Consider the following 15377-nt stretch of genomic DNA (forward strand, 5'->3'; position numbering starts at 1 on the left):
AGTTACCTGCGGGTATTTCAGGTTCAAAGCCACCCGTCTCAGGTGGCTTTTTTGTTTATAGAGCAAAACCGAACGTTGGCGCGGAAAAAGGTGTATAAGCCATTTTTGTCCGTCGCAAAGCATACGGGTAAAGGTTGTTAGCTATCGCTTATTGATTTGATAATGCAAACGCATTAGCAGCAGCGAGAGAATTTCGATACCTTTATCCCATCGAAACCACGGAGGAAGTATAGATGTCCTTGATTAACACCAAAATCAAACCTTTCAAAAACATGGCGTTCAAAAACGGTGAATTCATCGAAGTCACCGAGAAAGACACTGAAGGCCGCTGGAGCGTATTCTTCTTCTATCCGGCTGACTTCACCTTCGTTTGCCCGACCGAACTGGGCGACGTTGCAGATCACCACGACGAACTGCAGAAGCTGGGCGTAGACGTTTACTCTGTGTCTACCGACACCCACTTCACCCACAAAGCATGGCACAGCAGCTCCGACACCATCGCAAAAATCAAATACGCGATGATCGGTGACCCGACTGGCGCCCTGACCCGTAACTTCGAAAACATGCGTGAAGACGAAGGTCTGGCTGACCGTGGTACCTTCATCGTTGACCCGCAGGGCATCATCCAGGCGATTGAAGTTACCGCTGAAGGCATCGGCCGCGACGCGTCTGACCTGCTGCGTAAAATCAAAGCTGCTCAGTACGTTGCTGCTCACCCAGGCGAAGTGTGCCCGGCTAAGTGGAAAGAAGGCGAAGCGACTCTGGCTCCTTCCCTCGACCTGGTTGGCAAAATCTAAAAATTTCTGTCGTCTTTCACGCCACGGGTGCGTTGGCTTCGCTTACTCACCCCGGTCACTTACTTGTGTAAGCTCCCGGGGATTCATAAGCTCGCCGCCTTCCCGTAACGCGAAATACTCGGAAATTTACGTAATATCTCGGGTGCAGTTTTGCACCCGATTTTTATCCCGCACACCATGATTCAAGTTGCATTCAGGCAGCCGCAAAAGGCAGCTTGCATGATGATGTTTTAAGCCCAGGAGATTAACAATGCTCGACACCAATATGAAAACCCAGCTCAAAGCATACCTTGAGCGTCTGACGAAGCCTGTTGAGTTGATTGCCACGCTGGATGACAGCGCGAAATCGATTGAAATCAAGGAACTGCTGGCTGAAATCGCTGAACTGTCTGACAAAGTCTCGTTCAAAGAAGACAACACGCTGCCGGTTCGCAAACCGTCATTCCTGATCACCAACCCAGGCTTTACCAAAGGCCCGCGCTTTGCCGGTTCCCCGCTGGGTCACGAATTTACTTCTCTGGTGCTGGCGCTGCTGTGGACCGGTGGTCACCCGTCGAAAGAAGCGAAAGAGCTGCTGGAGCAGATCGCTAACCTCGATGGCGACTTCGAGTTTGAAACCTATTACTCGCTCTCCTGCCATAACTGCCCGGACGTGGTGCAGGCGCTGAACCTGATGGCGGTGCTGAACCCGCGTATCAAGCACACCGCAGTGGACGGCGGCGCGTTCCAGAACGAAATCACCGAACGCAACGTGATGGGCGTACCGGCGGTATTCCTGAACGGTAACGAGTTCGGCTCTGGCCGTATGACGCTGGCGGAAATCGTTGCCAAAGTGGATACCGGCGCGGAAAAACGTGCGGCGGAAGCCCTGAACCAGCGTGATGCTTACGACGTGCTGATCGTCGGCTCCGGCCCGGCGGGCGCGGCAGCAGCGGTGTACTCTGCGCGTAAAGGCATTCGTACCGGTCTGATGGGCGAGCGTTTCGGCGGCCAGGTGCTGGATACCGTGGATATCGAAAACTACATTTCGGTGCCGAAAACAGAAGGTCAGAAGCTGGCGGGCGCCCTGAAAGCGCACGTTAACGACTATGACGTTGACGTTATCGACTCCCAGAGCGCAACTCGCCTGGTTCCGGCAAGCGTTGAAGGCGGCCTGCACCAGATCGAAACCGCGTCTGGCGCCACCCTGAAAGCGCGCAGCATTATCATCGCGACCGGTGCTAAATGGCGTAACATGAACGTGCCGGGTGAAGATCAGTACCGCACCAAAGGCGTGACCTACTGCCCGCACTGTGACGGCCCGCTGTTTAAAGGCAAACGCGTTGGCGTCATCGGCGGCGGTAACTCCGGCGTTGAAGCGGCCATCGACCTGGCCGGTATCGTTGAACACGTTACCCTGCTGGAGTTTGCACCGGAGATGAAAGCGGACCAGGTGCTGCAGGACAAACTGCGCAGCCTGCCGAACGTGGAGATCATCCTCAACGCCATGACCACCGAAGTGATCGGCGACGGCAGCAAAATGACCGCACTGGAGTATCAGGATCGCGTCAGCGGTGCGAAACACACTCTGGAACTGGCGGGTATCTTCGTCCAGATTGGTCTGCTGCCGAACACTAACTGGCTGGAAGGCGCCATTGAGCGTAGCCGCATGGGCGAAATCATCATCGACGCCAAATGCGAAACCAGCGTTAAAGGCGTGTTCGCGGCGGGCGACTGCACCACCGTGCCGTACAAGCAGATCATCATCGCTACCGGCGAAGGTGCGAAAGCGTCTTTGAGCGCGTTTGACTATCTGATCCGTACTAAAACCGCGTAACGCACAGCGTGACGTGACAAAAAGGCCGCCGATGCGGCCTTTTTTTATGCCCAGGATAAATCCCAATCAGCCGCCGTCTGGCCGCAAAAAGGCGGGCAGGGCATCTGGCCTGGCTACCCTTGGTCAGAGGAGAGTGAAGCGTACCGCTTCGCTTTTTCACTGAAATTCCAGCCGCCCGGCTCATTGTGCGCAGCTAAAAAACGTCGCAGAGCCTGGCGTAACCAGGAGGCCAGATTATGAAAGCGTTAACCTATCACGGTGCCCACGATGTCCGCGTCGATAATGTTCCCGACCCCTCCATTTTCGCCGATGATGACGTGATCCTGCGCGTCACCGCCACCGCCATCTGCGGCTCAGACCTGCACCTTTACCGCGGTAAAATTCCGCAAACCGAGCACGGCGACATTTTCGGCCACGAGTTTATGGGCGAAGTGGTGGAAACCGGACGCGGTATCACCAACCTGCGCAAGGGCGATCGCGTGGTCGTCCCGTTTGTGATTGCCTGCGGCGACTGTTTCTTCTGCCACCTGCAACAGTATTCTGCCTGTGAAACCACCAATCCTGGTCACGGCGCCGCGCTGAACAAGAAACAGATCCCGGCCCCGGCGGCACTGTTTGGCTTCAGCCACCTCTACGGCGGCGTGCCGGGCGGGCAGGCAGAGTACGTGCGCGTGCCGAAAGCCAACGTCGGCCCGATCAAAGTCCCGTCAACCCTGGCTGATGATAAAGTGCTGTTCCTGTCGGACATTCTGCCCACCGCGTGGCAGGCGGTGAAAAACGCCGAGATTGGGAAAGGCTCCCGCGTGGCGATCTATGGTGCCGGCCCGGTTGGCTTGCTGAGCGCCGCCTGCGCCCGCTATCTGGGTGCCGAGCAAATCTTTATGGTCGATCACAACGCCTACCGTCTGGCGTTTGCCGAACAGCGCTACGGCGCGATCCCGATTAACTTTGATGAGATTGACGATCCGGCGGCGGCGATCATTGAGCGTACCCTCGGCAACCGCGGCGTGGACGGCGTGATTGATGCTGTCGGCTTCGAAGCGAAAGGCAGCAAAACCGAAACCCTGCTGACTAACCTGAAAATTGAGGGCAGTAGCGGTAAGGCGCTGCGCCAGTGTATCGCTGCGGTGCGCCGCGGTGGCGTGGTGAGCGTGCCGGGCGTCTATGCCGGGTTTATCCATGGCTTCATGTTCGGTGATGCGTTTGATAAAGGCATCACCTTTAAAATGGGGCAGACCCACGTGCAGAAATGGCTGCCGGAACTGCTGGAGCTGATTGAAAAAGGGCTGATTCACCCGGAAGAGATTGTTACTCACTACATGCCGCTCGATGCGGCTGCGGAAGGCTACAAAATCTTTGAGAAGCGCGAAGAGGAGTGCCGGAAGGTGATTCTGGTGCCGGGAGCTGCTTCACCGGAAGCCGCGCGCGACAGGGTGACCGGAATCGTCAATACGCCGCTGGTGCCATAACAGGCTGCGTTAAAACGGAAAGAGGATGCGTGAGCATCCTCTGCAACAACGCGCAGGCGCGTCAGTCGGGGAGGTCAGAGGTGGAAATCACCGGCGGCTTCAGGCTGATAGCGCAGCGCCAGCACTTCCAGATGCGCCTCGCTGCCGCCCGGGAGCGTCCACTGGATGGTTTTCCCCACTTCAAGTCCCAACAGCGCTGCGCCCACCGGGGCCAGCACCGAGAGCTGGGTGCTGCTGTCCGTCATCTGCGACGGGTACACCAGTTTACGCACGTAGCGCTCGCCGCTGGCTAAATCGCGAAACTCCACTTCACTTTGCATGCTCACCACGTTGTGCGGCATCGCCTGCGGGGCGAGCAGCGTTGCGCGATCGAGTTCGGCATTCAGCGCCTGGGCAACCGGAAGCGTGGCGTACTCGGGCTTTTCAAGCAGCGAATCGATACGCACCGCATCAAGTTCATTGATGATGATGGCTGGTCTGGACATCTCTTACTCCATGTTATGTCGTGCATCCCGCAGCGTGCGGGTGATTGCGCCAAAAGAAAACCCTCACCGCCAGGCGATGAGGGTTAGCTAAGGGGATAATACTGGCCCTGAAGACGCTTTTGAAGTGCGTTACTTCACAATCTTCCTTACAGGATCAGGCTGCCGATAGCGGCGAAGATAAACGCCAGGCTGCCGAGCAGGGTTTCCATCACGGTCCAGGTTTTCAGAGTGGTTTTCTCGTCCATCTCCAGGAAGCGACCAACCAGCCAGAAACCGGAGTCGTTAACGTGGGACAGCACGGTAGCGCCGCCGGCGATGGCGATAACGATGAAGCACAGGTCGAATTCACTCAGGCCGGTAGTGGCCTGCACCATTGGGGCGACCAGCGCCGCGGTGGTGGTCAGTGCCACGGTCGCCGAGCCTTGTGCCACGCGCAGGGCGGTAGAGATGACGAAGGCCGCCACGATAATCGGCATCCCGGTGTCGGAGAGCACGCCCGCCAGCGCATCGCCGATGCCGCTGGCGCGCAGCACGCCGCCGAACATCCCGCCCGCGCCGGTCACCAGAATGATGCCGCAGATCGGACCCAGCGCGCCGTCGCAGATTTTTTCCAGATGGCTGAGGCTGTGACGACCGCTGAAGACCCAGAGCGAGAAGAAGACGGTGATCAGCAGGGCAATCGGGGTTTTCCCCAGCATGCGCAGGAAGTTCACCACCGTACTGTCCGCGCTGACCCAGCCCAGCACCGTGGCGGTATTCAGGCCGGTATCGAGGAAAATCAGCACCAGCGGCATCAGCAGGATAGTCAGCACCATGCCAAATGACGGCGGCTTGTGGTTAGCGTCCTGCTCCACTTCGCCGAGGAAGGAAGAGGGCAGCTTAATATCGAATTTTTTACCGGCATACTGGCCGTACAGGTAACCGCCAATGTACCAGGTGGGCAGGGCGATAATCAGGCCCACGAACACCAGCAGGCCGATGTTGGCACCCAGCAGTTCGCTGGCAGCAACCGGACCCGGATGTGGTGGCACCAGCGCGTGCATCACTGCAAACGCGCCCGCCGCCGGGAAGGCGTACTTCAGGGTCGAGCCGCCAAACTGCTTGGCCACGCTGAAGATAATCGGCAGCATCACCACCAGACCGGCATCAAAGAAGATTGGGAAGCCGAACAGCAGCGAGGCCACGCCAAGCGCAAACGGGGCGCGATGCGAGCCGAATTTGTTTATCAGGGTATCGGCCAGCACTTTGGCACCGCCGGAGACTTCCAGCAGGCGGCCAATCATCGCGCCCAGGCCCACCAGCAGGGCGACACCCGCCAGCGTCGATCCGAAGCCGCTCAGGATAGTCGGGACGATTTTATCAAACGGGACTTTCGTGGCGATGGCCACCAGCACGCTGACAAGGGTGAGGGCCAGAAAAGCATGCACCCGGAAGCGCATGATCAGCACCAGCAGCAGAACTACCGCTGCGGCAGCAATGCCGAGCAGGGTTCCGGCGCCATAGGCGTAAGTTGTTTCGGTCATTGTTATTATCCTCAGGATTCACATTGGCGCTTTACCGGTGCGACGTGCAGGTGCGCTCTCTGATACCGGTAACATGATATCGGTAACATCCAGGTCACTGTAAATATCCATCGACATATTTATTAACATTTTGGGATGCAGTTCAAAGAACTGTGTAAAGCCTGCTGATGCCCGTTTTTACAATTGTGCTACCGCAACACAGGCGTGCTGACCGCGAGCAGGCCAATGCCACCCCGCTGTTAATGCTTTGCAGGTATTTGCAGTTTCGCAACATTTCCGCGCGTTATTTATTGGGTTATCGCCCGTTCCGTGCTCTGTATCGCTATTTCACTTAAGCGCAGGGCAACTTTTTTGCTGCATAACGGGATCGTTAGCTAGCTTGTTGTTATGGCGCATTTTTGCGCGATTCCGATTGCGGCGGCCTTGAAGCCTTCGGCCAGAGGCCACCTCTTACTACAACAATTATCAAGAGGTGAAGATGAAAACGCTGACGTTAAGTGCCCTGACGGTGGCGCTGGCAGGATTTTGCCAGGCTAGTGTTGCAGATACCCTGCGCATGGAGTGCCCGGTGTCGCCGGGCGGAAAAGAGTACTGCAAATACATCAAGGACCGCTTTGAAAAACAGACCCAGCACCAGCTGGAGTTTATTGAGTTTCCGTCCGGCTCCGATGAGAAGCTGGCTCTGCTGCAACAGCTGTTTGCCGCCAACGATGAAAAAGCGGTGGACGTCTTCGAAACCGATTCCATCTGGATTGGCCTGCTCGATAAGCAAACCCTCGATCTCACTGACGCGATGGGCGCTGACAAAGAGAAGTTTTTCCCCGGCCCGTGGCAGAACAACAGCGTTAACGGTCGCCTGAAAGCAGTGCCTGGCTATATCGATACCGGGGTGCTGTTCTACCGCAAAGATCTGCTGGAGAAATACCAGGAGCAGCCGCCCAAAACCTGGCCGGAGCTGACGCGCATCGCCACCAAAATCCAGGCCGCCGAGCGCAACGAAGGTAAGAAGAACTTCTGGGGGCTGGTGTTCCAGGGCAAGTCTTACGAGGGGCTGACCTGTAATGCGCTGGAGTGGGTGAACTCCTGGGGCGGCGGCACGTTTATTGATGAGAAGGGCAATATCACCATCAACAACCCGAAAGCGGCTCAGGCGCTGGATATGGCGAAAGGCTGGATCGGCACCATCGCACCGAAAGGGGTGCTCGGTTACAAGGAGGAGGAGTCGCGCTCGGTGTTCCAGAACGGCGATGCGCTGTTCATGCGCAACTGGCCTTACGCGTACCAGCTTTCCCAGGCGGATGACAGCCCGCTGAAAGGCAAAGTGGGCGTCACCGCGCTGCCGGTCGGCCCGGAGGGTAAAGGGGCTACCGCGCTGGGCGGCTGGCACTGGTCGGTGAACGGCAACACCAAAAATCCGCAGGCGGCGATTGAACTGGTGAAAATCCTTACCGATAACGATTCGCAGAAAACCCGCCTGAAAATCCTCGGTCATGCGCCAACCCGCGTGGCGCTCTATGACGACAAAGAGGTGCAGACGCTGGCCCCGCATCTGACGATGTTCCGCGACATTTTTGCTCAGGCGGTGCCGCGCCCGGCGACGGTCACCAAAGCACAGTATCCCCGCGTCTCGAACGCCATCTTCAACGTCACCTTCAGCGTGCTGAACGGTAAAGAGGACGGCAAAAAAGCGGTGGCGGATCTGGAGAAACGCCTGACGCGCACCAAAGCCTCCGGCTGGCGCTAAAGCGAGGAACGCCCCTCCTCAGGGAGGGGCGAAAGCGTGCTCAATGCCCGGATTACCCCAGCGTTAGCGCGCTGAGGCAACACTGTGAACCGTCACCGGAGTGCCTATGAGTAGCGATATTTCACCGACTTCCCCACCTCCACGCCGGCGCAAAGCCAGCCTGCACCAGCGGCGCCGCCGCGGCGCCTGGTTACTGATCGCCCCGGCGCTGCTGCTGCTGGCGCTCGCTGCCGGCTGGCCGCTGGCCCGCACCATCTGGTTCAGCTTTACCAACGCTCTGCTCGATAACCCCAGCGACTATGAGATGGTCGGCCTGGCAAACTACTTTGCTCACCGGGACGACATCACCATTGGGGTACTGAGCGACCCGCTGTGGTGGCAGGCGGTGGGCAATACCCTGTGGTTCAGCGTGGTCTCCGTCTCGCTGGAGCTGGTGTTTGGCCTGCTGCTGGCCCTGCTGATGAATGAGAAGTTTCGCGGACGGGCGCTGGTGCGCACCGCCATTCTGGTGCCCTGGGCGATCCCGACCATTGTCAGCGCCAAGATGTGGGGCTGGATGTTCCACGACCAGTACGGGGTGATCAACGACATGCTCGGGCGTCTCGGGCTGCCGTCGCATCTGGCGTGGATTGCTGAGCCGTCGCTGTCGATGTGGGCGGTGGTGATCGCCGACGTCTGGAAGACCACGCCCTTTATGGCGCTGATGCTGCTGGCCGCGCTGCAGCTGATCCCCGGCGATCTCTACGAGGCGGCGCGGGTGGACGGTGCCAGCGCCTGGCAGCGCTTCAAGCGTATTACCCTGCCGCTGATCATGCCGGCGCTGGTGGTGGCGCTGATCTTCCGCGTGATGGATGCGATGCGCGTCTTCGATCTGATCTACGTGCTGACCTCCAACAGCGAGGCGACGATGTCGGTGTCCGGCTACGCCCGGGAGCAGATCGTCACCTATCAGGATATGGGCATGGGATCGGCTGCAGCGGTGCTGGTGTTCATGATGGTAGCCGGGATCGCCGCGGTGTTTATCCGCGTCTCACGGCTCAATGAGAAGGAGAAATCCTCATGAAGCTTTCGCGTAAGCAACGCAGGGTCAGCGGCAAAATCGTTATCTATACCGGTGCGCTGCTGGCCTCGCTGTTCTGCCTGTTCCCGTTCTACTACGCGGTGCTGAGTTCGTTGCGCAGCGGCCAGGAGCTGTTTACCCCGGTGTGGTATCCCACCGGCTGGCACTGGGATAACTACGTGGTGGCGCTGGTGGATAACGGCATCGCCCGCAGCCTGCTGAACTCAATGCTGGTCGCCGGGATCACGGTCGGGCTGTGCCTGCTGGTCTCCATCACCGCCGCGTTCGCGCTGGCGCGGGTGAACTTCCGCGGTCGCAAAGCGCTGCTGTTCACCATCCTCTGCGTCTCAATGTTTCCCCAGGTGGCGGTGCTGACCGGCATGTTCGAGCTGGTGCGTTTTCTCGGGCTGTATGACTCTCTCGGGGCGCTGATCATCTCCTACACCACCTTTTCGCTCCCGTTTACCGTCTGGGTGCTGACCACCTTTATCAAAACCATTCCGGTGGAGCTGGAGGAGGCAGCCATCGTGGACGGCGCGAAAACCGGCACCATTATCCGCCGGGTGTTTGCCCCGGTACTTGCTCCGGCGCTGGCAACCACCGGGCTGCTGGCGTTTATCGGCGCGTGGAACGAGTTCATGTTCGCGCTCACCTTTATTATTTCAGGGGCGAAACGCACCGTGCCGGTGGCGATCAGCCTGTTCAGCGGCGCCTCCAGCTTTGAGCTGCCCTGGGGCAGCATTATGGCGGCGTCGGTGATTGTGACGCTGCCGATCATTATCCTGGTGCTGATTTTCCAGAAACGGATCGTCAGCGGCCTGACCAGCGGCGCGATTAAGGGGTAACTATGGCTCAGCTACAGCTTGCGAAAGTTCAGAAGCGCTTCGGCACCCATGCTGAAGTGATCAAGCCGCTCGACCTCGACATCAACAGCGGCGAATTTGTGGTGGTGGTCGGCCCGTCCGGCTGCGGAAAATCAACCCTGCTGCGCCTCGTGGCCGGGCTGGAGGAGATCAGCAGCGGCGAGATGTTTATCGACGGCGTGTGCGTGAACGATGACACCCCCTCCGAGCGCGGCATCGGCATGGTGTTTCAGTCCTATGCGCTCTATCCGCATATGACCGTGTACCAGAATATGGCCTTTGCGCTGGAGATGGCGAAGCTGTCGGAGAAGGAGATCGACGAGCGGGTTCAGGCCAGCGCGCGCATCCTGCAGCTGGAAAATCTGCTCGACAGGCGGCCTAAAGATCTCTCCGGCGGTCAGCGCCAGCGCGTGGCGATTGGCCGCGCCATCGTGCGTGAGCCGAGCCTGTTTCTGTTCGACGAACCGCTCTCCAACCTGGATGCCTCGCTTCGGGTGCAGATGCGCATGGAGATCGCCGCCCTGCACCGGCGCATCAACGCCACCATTCTCTACGTCACCCACGACCAGGTCGAGGCGATGACCCTTGCTGACCGCATCGTGGTGCTGAACAAAGGCGCGATTGAGCAGGTCGGCACGCCGCTTGAGCTGTACGACCATCCGCAAAACGTGTTTGTGGCGCAGTTTATCGGCTCGCCGAAGATGAACCTGATCCCCGGCCAGCTGGTGCGCGGCGATGCCACACAGTGCGAGGTCGAGCTGGAGAACGGTCACCGGATGGTGCTGGCGGTGGACGGCACCGGGCATCAGCCGGGGGAGGCGGTGCAGTTCGGCATTCGCCCGGAACACCTTGAAGTGATGCCGCTCGCCGGGGCGGACGTTGAAGGCGAAGTGCTGTTTGTCGAGCACATGGGCAACGAAACGCTGCTCTACGTTAACGGCGGCTACGGGGCGGAACCGCTGGTGATGCGCCATACTTCACGGCTTGAGGTGCGCCCGGAGCAGCACGTAGGGCTGCGGCTGGCACCCGAGCACGGCTATCTTTTCGGCAGTGAGGGGAGGGCGTTGCGTCGTCTGTTGACGCCCGACCACCAACAGAAGGAAGCGTGATGAAAGCAATTGAGCACAAGTGGTGGCACAACGCGGTGGTGTATCAGATCTACCCGCGCAGCTTTATGGATGCCAACGGCGACGGCATAGGCGATCTCGCAGGCATCATCAGCAAACTCGACTATCTCCAGCAGCTCGGCATTAATCTTATCTGGCTTTCGCCGGTCTACCGCTCGCCAATGGATGACAACGGCTACGACATCTCTGACTACGAAGATATCGCTGCCGAATTCGGCACTATGGCGGAGATGGAGCAGCTCATTCAGGAGGCGAAGGCGCGGGATATTCACATCCTGATGGATCTTGTCGTTAACCACACCTCCGACGAACACCCCTGGTTTCTCGAAGCCCAGAAAGGCAAAGACAACCCGTACCGCGATTTCTACATCTGGCGTAAACCGGCCCCGGACGGCGGGCCACCAAATGATTTTCGCTCCTATTTCGGCGGCAGCGGCTGGACGTTTGATGAGGCCAGCGGCGAGTACTATCTGCATCAGTTTTCGGTGCGCCAGCCGGATCTTAACTGGGAGAATCCGCAGGTGCAGGAGGAGGTGCACGCCATGATGAACCGCTGGCTGGATCGCGGCATCGGCGGTTTCCGCATGGACGTGATCGATCTTATCGGCAAAGAGGTGGATAAGCAGATCATGGCGAAGGGGAAAAACCTGCACCTGCTGATCCACCAGATGAATCGCGCCACCTACGGCGCGCGCGACATGCTGACGGTGGGCGAGACCTGGAGTGCGACGCCGGAGGATGCGCTGCTTTACAGCGACCCGGATCGCGAGGAGCTGTCGATGGTGTTTCAGTTCGAGCACATCAAGCAGACCTGGGATGAGAAGCACGGCAAGTGGCGCAGCCGGCCCTTTGAGCTGTCGCGCTTTAAGGCGGTGATCGACAAGTGGCAGACCGCGCTGGCCGACCGGGGCTGGAACTCGCTGTTCTGGAGCAATCACGACCTGCCGCGCGCGGTGTCGAAATTTGGCGATGAAGGCGAGTTTCGTGAAGCCTCGGCCAAAATGCTCGCCACCGCGCTGCACTGCCTGAAGGGCACGCCCTATATCTACCAGGGCGAAGAGATCGGCATGACTAACGTGCGCTGGAGCACCATTGAAGAGTACCGCGATATCGAAAGCCTGAACTTCTACCGCGAGCGCATCGCGGCGGGCATTACCCACGATGAGATGATGACCGGCATCCACGCCAACGGCCGCGATAACGCCCGCTCGCCGGTGCAGTGGGATGACAGTGCGCACGCTGGTTTCACCACCGGTACGCCGTGGATGGCGGTCAACCCGAACTATCGCAGCATCAACGTGGCGAAGGCCCTGGCCGAGCCGGACTCGATTCTCTGGCACTACCAGAAACTGGTGGCGCTGCGCAAAGCCCACCCGGTGCTGGTGTACGGCGACTACCAGATGCTGTTCGCCGAACATCCGCAGATTTTTGCCTGGCTGCGCCGCTATGAAGGCAACACCCTGCTGGTGATCAACAGCTTTAGCCGCGAGCGCCTGACGCTGGAGATCCCCGAGCCGCTTCAGGCCTGGCACGGCGAGTGCCTCATCAGCAACTATGCCCCGCGTGACCAGCTGGCGGTGAGCCTTGAACTTCAGCCTTATGAATCTTTCGCGTTACTGATACGGGAGTAGTACATGAGTGACATAACCACGCCGCACAGCGAACGCTGGTGGAAGGAAGCAGTGGCTTATCAAATCTATCCGCGCAGTTTTAAGGACAGCAACGGCGACGGGATAGGGGATCTCAACGGCATTAGCGAAAAGCTCGACTATCTGCAGGAGCTGGGCATCGACCTCATCTGGATCTGCCCGATGTACCGCTCGCCGAATGACGATAACGGCTATGACATTAGCGACTATCACGCCATCATGGCGGAGTTCGGCACTATGGCGGATTTCGACCGTCTGCTGGAGGCGGTGCACGCCCGCGGCATGCGGCTGATCCTCGACCTGGTGGTCAACCATACCTCCGATGAGCATCCGTGGTTTCTGGAATCCCGCGCCTCAAAAGATAACCCGAAGCGCGACTGGTATATCTGGCGCGACGGGCGCAACGGCGCGGAGCCCAATAACTGGGAATCCATTTTTAATGGCTCCGCCTGGGAGTATGACCCGACCATCGGGCAGTACTTTATGCACCTCTTCAGCCGTCGTCAGCCAGATCTCAACTGGGAGAATCACCAGATGCGTGAGGCGGTGTATGACATGATGCGCTGGTGGCTCGACAAAGGCATCGACGGCTTCCGCATCGATGCTATCGCCCACATGAAAAAAGAGCCGACGCTGGCCGATGTGCCGAACCCGGATAATCTGCCGTATGCCCCGTCGATGGTCAGCCATCTCAATTATGACGGGCTGCTCGATTACGTGGACGACATCTGCGCAAAGGTGTTTAACCACTACGATATTGTGACCGTCGGGGAGATGAATGGCCTCGACGCGGCTCACGCCGAGGAGTGGGTCGGGGAACATCGCCAGCGGCTGAATATGGTGTTCCAGTTTGAGCACGTGCGGCTGTGGGAGCCTGAAGCAGGGTTGCGCCCGGAGCCGGCAGCGCTCAAGCGCATCTTCACCGACTGGCAGACCGCACTGGAGGGCAGGGGCTGGAATGCGCTCTACGTCGAAAACCATGACGTGACGCGTATTACTTCGCGCTGGGGTGATACCGAGCGCCACTGGCGGGAGAGCGCAACCTGTATCGCGGCGATGTGGTTCCTGATGCAGGGCACGCCGTTTATCTATCAGGGGCAGGAGATTGGCATGACCAACACGCGCTTCACCTCCCTTGATGCCTTTGACGATGTATCGGCCCACAACAAAGCGCGCGAACTGCAGCGCCAGGGGATGCCGGAGGAGGAGATCCTGGCGTTTCTCAACCGCACCGGGCGCGATAACTCGCGCACGCCGATGCAGTGGGATGCTTCCCCCTTCGCCGGGTTCAGTACCCATCAGCCCTGGCTGGCGGTGAACCCTAACTACGAGATGATCAACGTCGAAAGCCAGCTCTGGGATGCGCAGTCGGTGCTCAATTTTCATCGCGAGATGATTCGCCTGCGCAAGCGCGAGCGGGCGCTGGTGTACGGGAAATATGATCTGCTGCTGGCGGAGCATCCGCAGATCTATGCCTACAGCCGAACCCTGGGCGATGACCACATTGTCGTGCTGTGCAACCTTTCCGGTAAACACGCGCTGTGGCCGGAGGCGGCGCTGTCGTTACAGGGGGCGATATGCCTGCTGACGAACATGGAAGAAGGGGAAGATCCGTATCGCCTGCGCCCCTGGGAGACGCGGGTCTGTAAATGCTTCTGATACAGCAACGGGGCGCCAGGCCCCGTTTTTACTCGTAGCCGACGGCGTCGAGAATGAATTCGCTGCCGCAGTTGCCGGGGTGCGGTTGCGGCACAAAGCTGGTTTTATTCAGCGGGGCGTTAACGGCGCTGGCCTTGATGGTAAGCTGAATTTCCGTCAGCCATGCCGGGTTACCGTCGCAGCGCAGCGCCAGGGATTTCACCGCATTCTTGCCCCAGGCTTTTTCCAGCGCGGCGGTGAAGTCGCTGCGGCTGATGCGCTGACCGTAATGGCGGGCGATGAAGCGCCCGAGTTCGCTGGCCTTCACTTCATGATTCATGCGCACCATGGTGCCGAACCAGGCATCGGGGTCAAAGCCAAAGCAGACGCCGTGTTTGGCGTATTCATAGCGCTCCAGGCACGAGTTGCCGCCCGCACCGGGCATCACGTCATTCAGTTTTGCTGCCATCTCCAGCGACAGCCCGGTTTCTTCAGCATCGCATTTGCGCGAGGCGCGCGCTTCCGGCATGTTCGGCACCGGGCGTGCGGCGCAGCCGTAGCGCATCCAGCGACGATCATCGACGCCGCGTGCCGCTATCGACTTCGGCAGAGAGGGCCACAGGCCGTGTACGGTCAGGAAGTGGGTTTTGTCCTCCTGCTCTTTCAGCAGGCGACACTCGTCGGGTTCGCTCCGGTTATCCGCATGCAGGCTTTGACAAAAACCGGTCTGCCAGGAGAGCGCCAGCACATAGCGGTCAAAATCAGCATAGCGTGTCGCCACCAGCGGCTGCGCCTGCGCGCAGGAGGCGGCAACGGCAACTGCGGCGACGGCCAGACTGTACCCAAGCTTATTCATTTTTCATCCTGATTGGTTATGCCGACAAATTCCGGACCGCTATTAAACCATAAAAGCGTAAACGCAGGTTGAATAACCCGTGCGCTGTAAAAGACTTACGGCAATTTTATTGCCGGGAACCTTCCCGGCAGTATTATTTCAGGCAGCAGCCAGGGCTGTATCGCGTAATAGCTAAACGACGCGTAAACCGTTATCAGGCTATTGTTTTTTCTACCGCGCTGGATAAGTTGGCATCGCTGCAAGCCACGCCAGCTGTGGCATAGCTCAAACAGAGTAAAATCGAGCCTCAGTGAAAGGTTTATTTCCGCAGCCAAACGACATCAATTATCCCCTGAAAAAACAGGTGTTAA

General features: G+C 58.8%; 12 protein-coding genes. 9 read left to right on the forward strand and 3 right to left on the reverse strand.

Going from position 1 to position 15377, the window contains the following annotated elements:
* Positions 1–233: 233 nt before the first annotated feature.
* The 3 genes from ahpC to KFZ77_RS05285 all read left to right on the forward strand — a co-directional run bounded on the left by ahpC (position 234) and on the right by KFZ77_RS05285 (position 4082).
* The gene (ahpC, locus tag KFZ77_RS05275) at positions 234–797 is read left to right on the forward strand and encodes an alkyl hydroperoxide reductase subunit C (protein WP_031524808.1); all 564 of its coding nucleotides are present in this window, start codon (positions 234–236) and stop codon (positions 795–797) included.
* 250 nt (positions 798–1047) lie between these two features.
* Entirely contained in the window at positions 1048–2613 is a 1566-nt protein-coding gene (gene ahpF, locus KFZ77_RS05280) for an alkyl hydroperoxide reductase subunit F (protein WP_264385643.1), read from the forward strand.
* A 236-nt stretch (positions 2614–2849) separates the two neighbouring features.
* Complete coding sequence (locus KFZ77_RS05285) at positions 2850–4082, forward strand: zinc-dependent alcohol dehydrogenase (protein ID WP_264385644.1); 1233 nt, start codon at positions 2850–2852, stop codon at positions 4080–4082.
* A gap of 74 nt (positions 4083–4156) precedes the next feature.
* Here KFZ77_RS05285 and rnk read toward each other — a convergent pair whose 3' ends face one another.
* Complete coding sequence (gene rnk, locus KFZ77_RS05290) at positions 4157–4567, reverse strand: nucleoside diphosphate kinase regulator (protein ID WP_031524813.1); 411 nt, start codon at positions 4565–4567, stop codon at positions 4157–4159.
* A 146-nt stretch (positions 4568–4713) separates the two neighbouring features.
* The gene (locus KFZ77_RS05295; RefSeq protein WP_264385645.1) at positions 4714–6090 is read right to left on the reverse strand and encodes a GntP family permease; all 1377 of its coding nucleotides are present in this window, start codon (positions 6088–6090) and stop codon (positions 4714–4716) included.
* Positions 6091–6568: 478 nt separating this feature from the next.
* On the opposite strand from KFZ77_RS05295, the gene KFZ77_RS05300 reads away from it, so the two are divergent.
* From KFZ77_RS05300 to KFZ77_RS05325, 6 genes are all read left to right on the forward strand, one after another.
* Positions 6569–7834 carry an ABC transporter substrate-binding protein gene (locus KFZ77_RS05300; RefSeq protein ID WP_264385646.1) on the forward strand — a complete coding sequence of 422 codons (1266 nt, stop codon included), beginning with the start codon at positions 6569–6571 and terminating at the stop codon, positions 7832–7834.
* A 106-nt stretch (positions 7835–7940) separates the two neighbouring features.
* A complete protein-coding gene (locus KFZ77_RS05305) occupies positions 7941–8897 on the forward strand; it encodes a carbohydrate ABC transporter permease (RefSeq protein ID WP_031524820.1) in 957 nt (318 codons plus the stop codon).
* The gene (locus KFZ77_RS05310; RefSeq protein WP_031524822.1) at positions 8894–9739 is read left to right on the forward strand and encodes a carbohydrate ABC transporter permease; all 846 of its coding nucleotides are present in this window, start codon (positions 8894–8896) and stop codon (positions 9737–9739) included. Before KFZ77_RS05305 ends, KFZ77_RS05310 begins: the two co-directional genes overlap by 4 nt.
* A 2-nt stretch (positions 9740–9741) precedes the next feature.
* Entirely contained in the window at positions 9742–10866 is a 1125-nt protein-coding gene (locus tag KFZ77_RS05315) for an ABC transporter ATP-binding protein (RefSeq protein ID WP_031524824.1), read from the forward strand.
* Positions 10866–12515: a glycoside hydrolase family 13 protein gene (locus tag KFZ77_RS05320; RefSeq protein ID WP_264385647.1), complete on the forward strand. Its 1650-nt coding sequence runs from the start codon at positions 10866–10868 to the stop codon at positions 12513–12515. The genes KFZ77_RS05315 and KFZ77_RS05320 overlap by 1 nt, the downstream gene beginning before the upstream one ends.
* A 3-nt stretch (positions 12516–12518) precedes the next feature.
* Positions 12519–14192: a glycoside hydrolase family 13 protein gene (locus KFZ77_RS05325; RefSeq protein WP_264385648.1), complete on the forward strand. Its 1674-nt coding sequence runs from the start codon at positions 12519–12521 to the stop codon at positions 14190–14192.
* 28 nt (positions 14193–14220) lie between these two features.
* Here the strand turns inward: KFZ77_RS05325 and rna are convergent, their stop codons facing one another.
* Positions 14221–15027, reverse strand: coding sequence for a ribonuclease I (gene rna / locus KFZ77_RS05330; protein ID WP_264385649.1), 807 nt, complete (start codon positions 15025–15027; stop codon positions 14221–14223).
* Between the last annotated feature and the right edge of the window lie 350 nt (positions 15028–15377).

This window comes from Siccibacter colletis (assembly GCF_025914095.1).
GTDB classification, from domain to species: domain Bacteria; phylum Pseudomonadota; class Gammaproteobacteria; order Enterobacterales; family Enterobacteriaceae; genus Siccibacter; species Siccibacter colletis.

Excerpts from the sequence above, each read along its gene's own strand:
- KFZ77_RS05325 (WP_264385648.1), top strand. The coding sequence starts at position 12,519 with ATGAGTGACATAACCACGCCGCACAGCGAACGCTGGTGGAAGGAAGCA.
- KFZ77_RS05300 (WP_264385646.1), top strand. The coding sequence starts at position 6,569 with ATGAAAACGCTGACGTTAAGTGCCCTGACGGTGGCGCTGGCAGGATTT.
- KFZ77_RS05305 (WP_031524820.1), top strand. The coding sequence starts at position 7,941 with ATGAGTAGCGATATTTCACCGACTTCCCCACCTCCACGCCGGCGCAAA.
- rna (WP_264385649.1), bottom strand. The coding sequence starts at position 15,027 with ATGAATAAGCTTGGGTACAGTCTGGCCGTCGCCGCAGTTGCCGTTGCC.
- KFZ77_RS05320 (WP_264385647.1), top strand. The coding sequence starts at position 10,866 with ATGAAAGCAATTGAGCACAAGTGGTGGCACAACGCGGTGGTGTATCAG.
- rnk (WP_031524813.1), bottom strand. The coding sequence starts at position 4,567 with ATGTCCAGACCAGCCATCATCATCAATGAACTTGATGCGGTGCGTATC.
- KFZ77_RS05315 (WP_031524824.1), top strand. The coding sequence starts at position 9,742 with ATGGCTCAGCTACAGCTTGCGAAAGTTCAGAAGCGCTTCGGCACCCAT.
- KFZ77_RS05295 (WP_264385645.1), bottom strand. The coding sequence starts at position 6,090 with ATGACCGAAACAACTTACGCCTATGGCGCCGGAACCCTGCTCGGCATT.
- KFZ77_RS05285 (WP_264385644.1), top strand. The coding sequence starts at position 2,850 with ATGAAAGCGTTAACCTATCACGGTGCCCACGATGTCCGCGTCGATAAT.
- ahpF (WP_264385643.1), top strand. The coding sequence starts at position 1,048 with ATGCTCGACACCAATATGAAAACCCAGCTCAAAGCATACCTTGAGCGT.
- KFZ77_RS05310 (WP_031524822.1), top strand. The coding sequence starts at position 8,894 with ATGAAGCTTTCGCGTAAGCAACGCAGGGTCAGCGGCAAAATCGTTATC.
- ahpC (WP_031524808.1), top strand. The coding sequence starts at position 234 with ATGTCCTTGATTAACACCAAAATCAAACCTTTCAAAAACATGGCGTTC.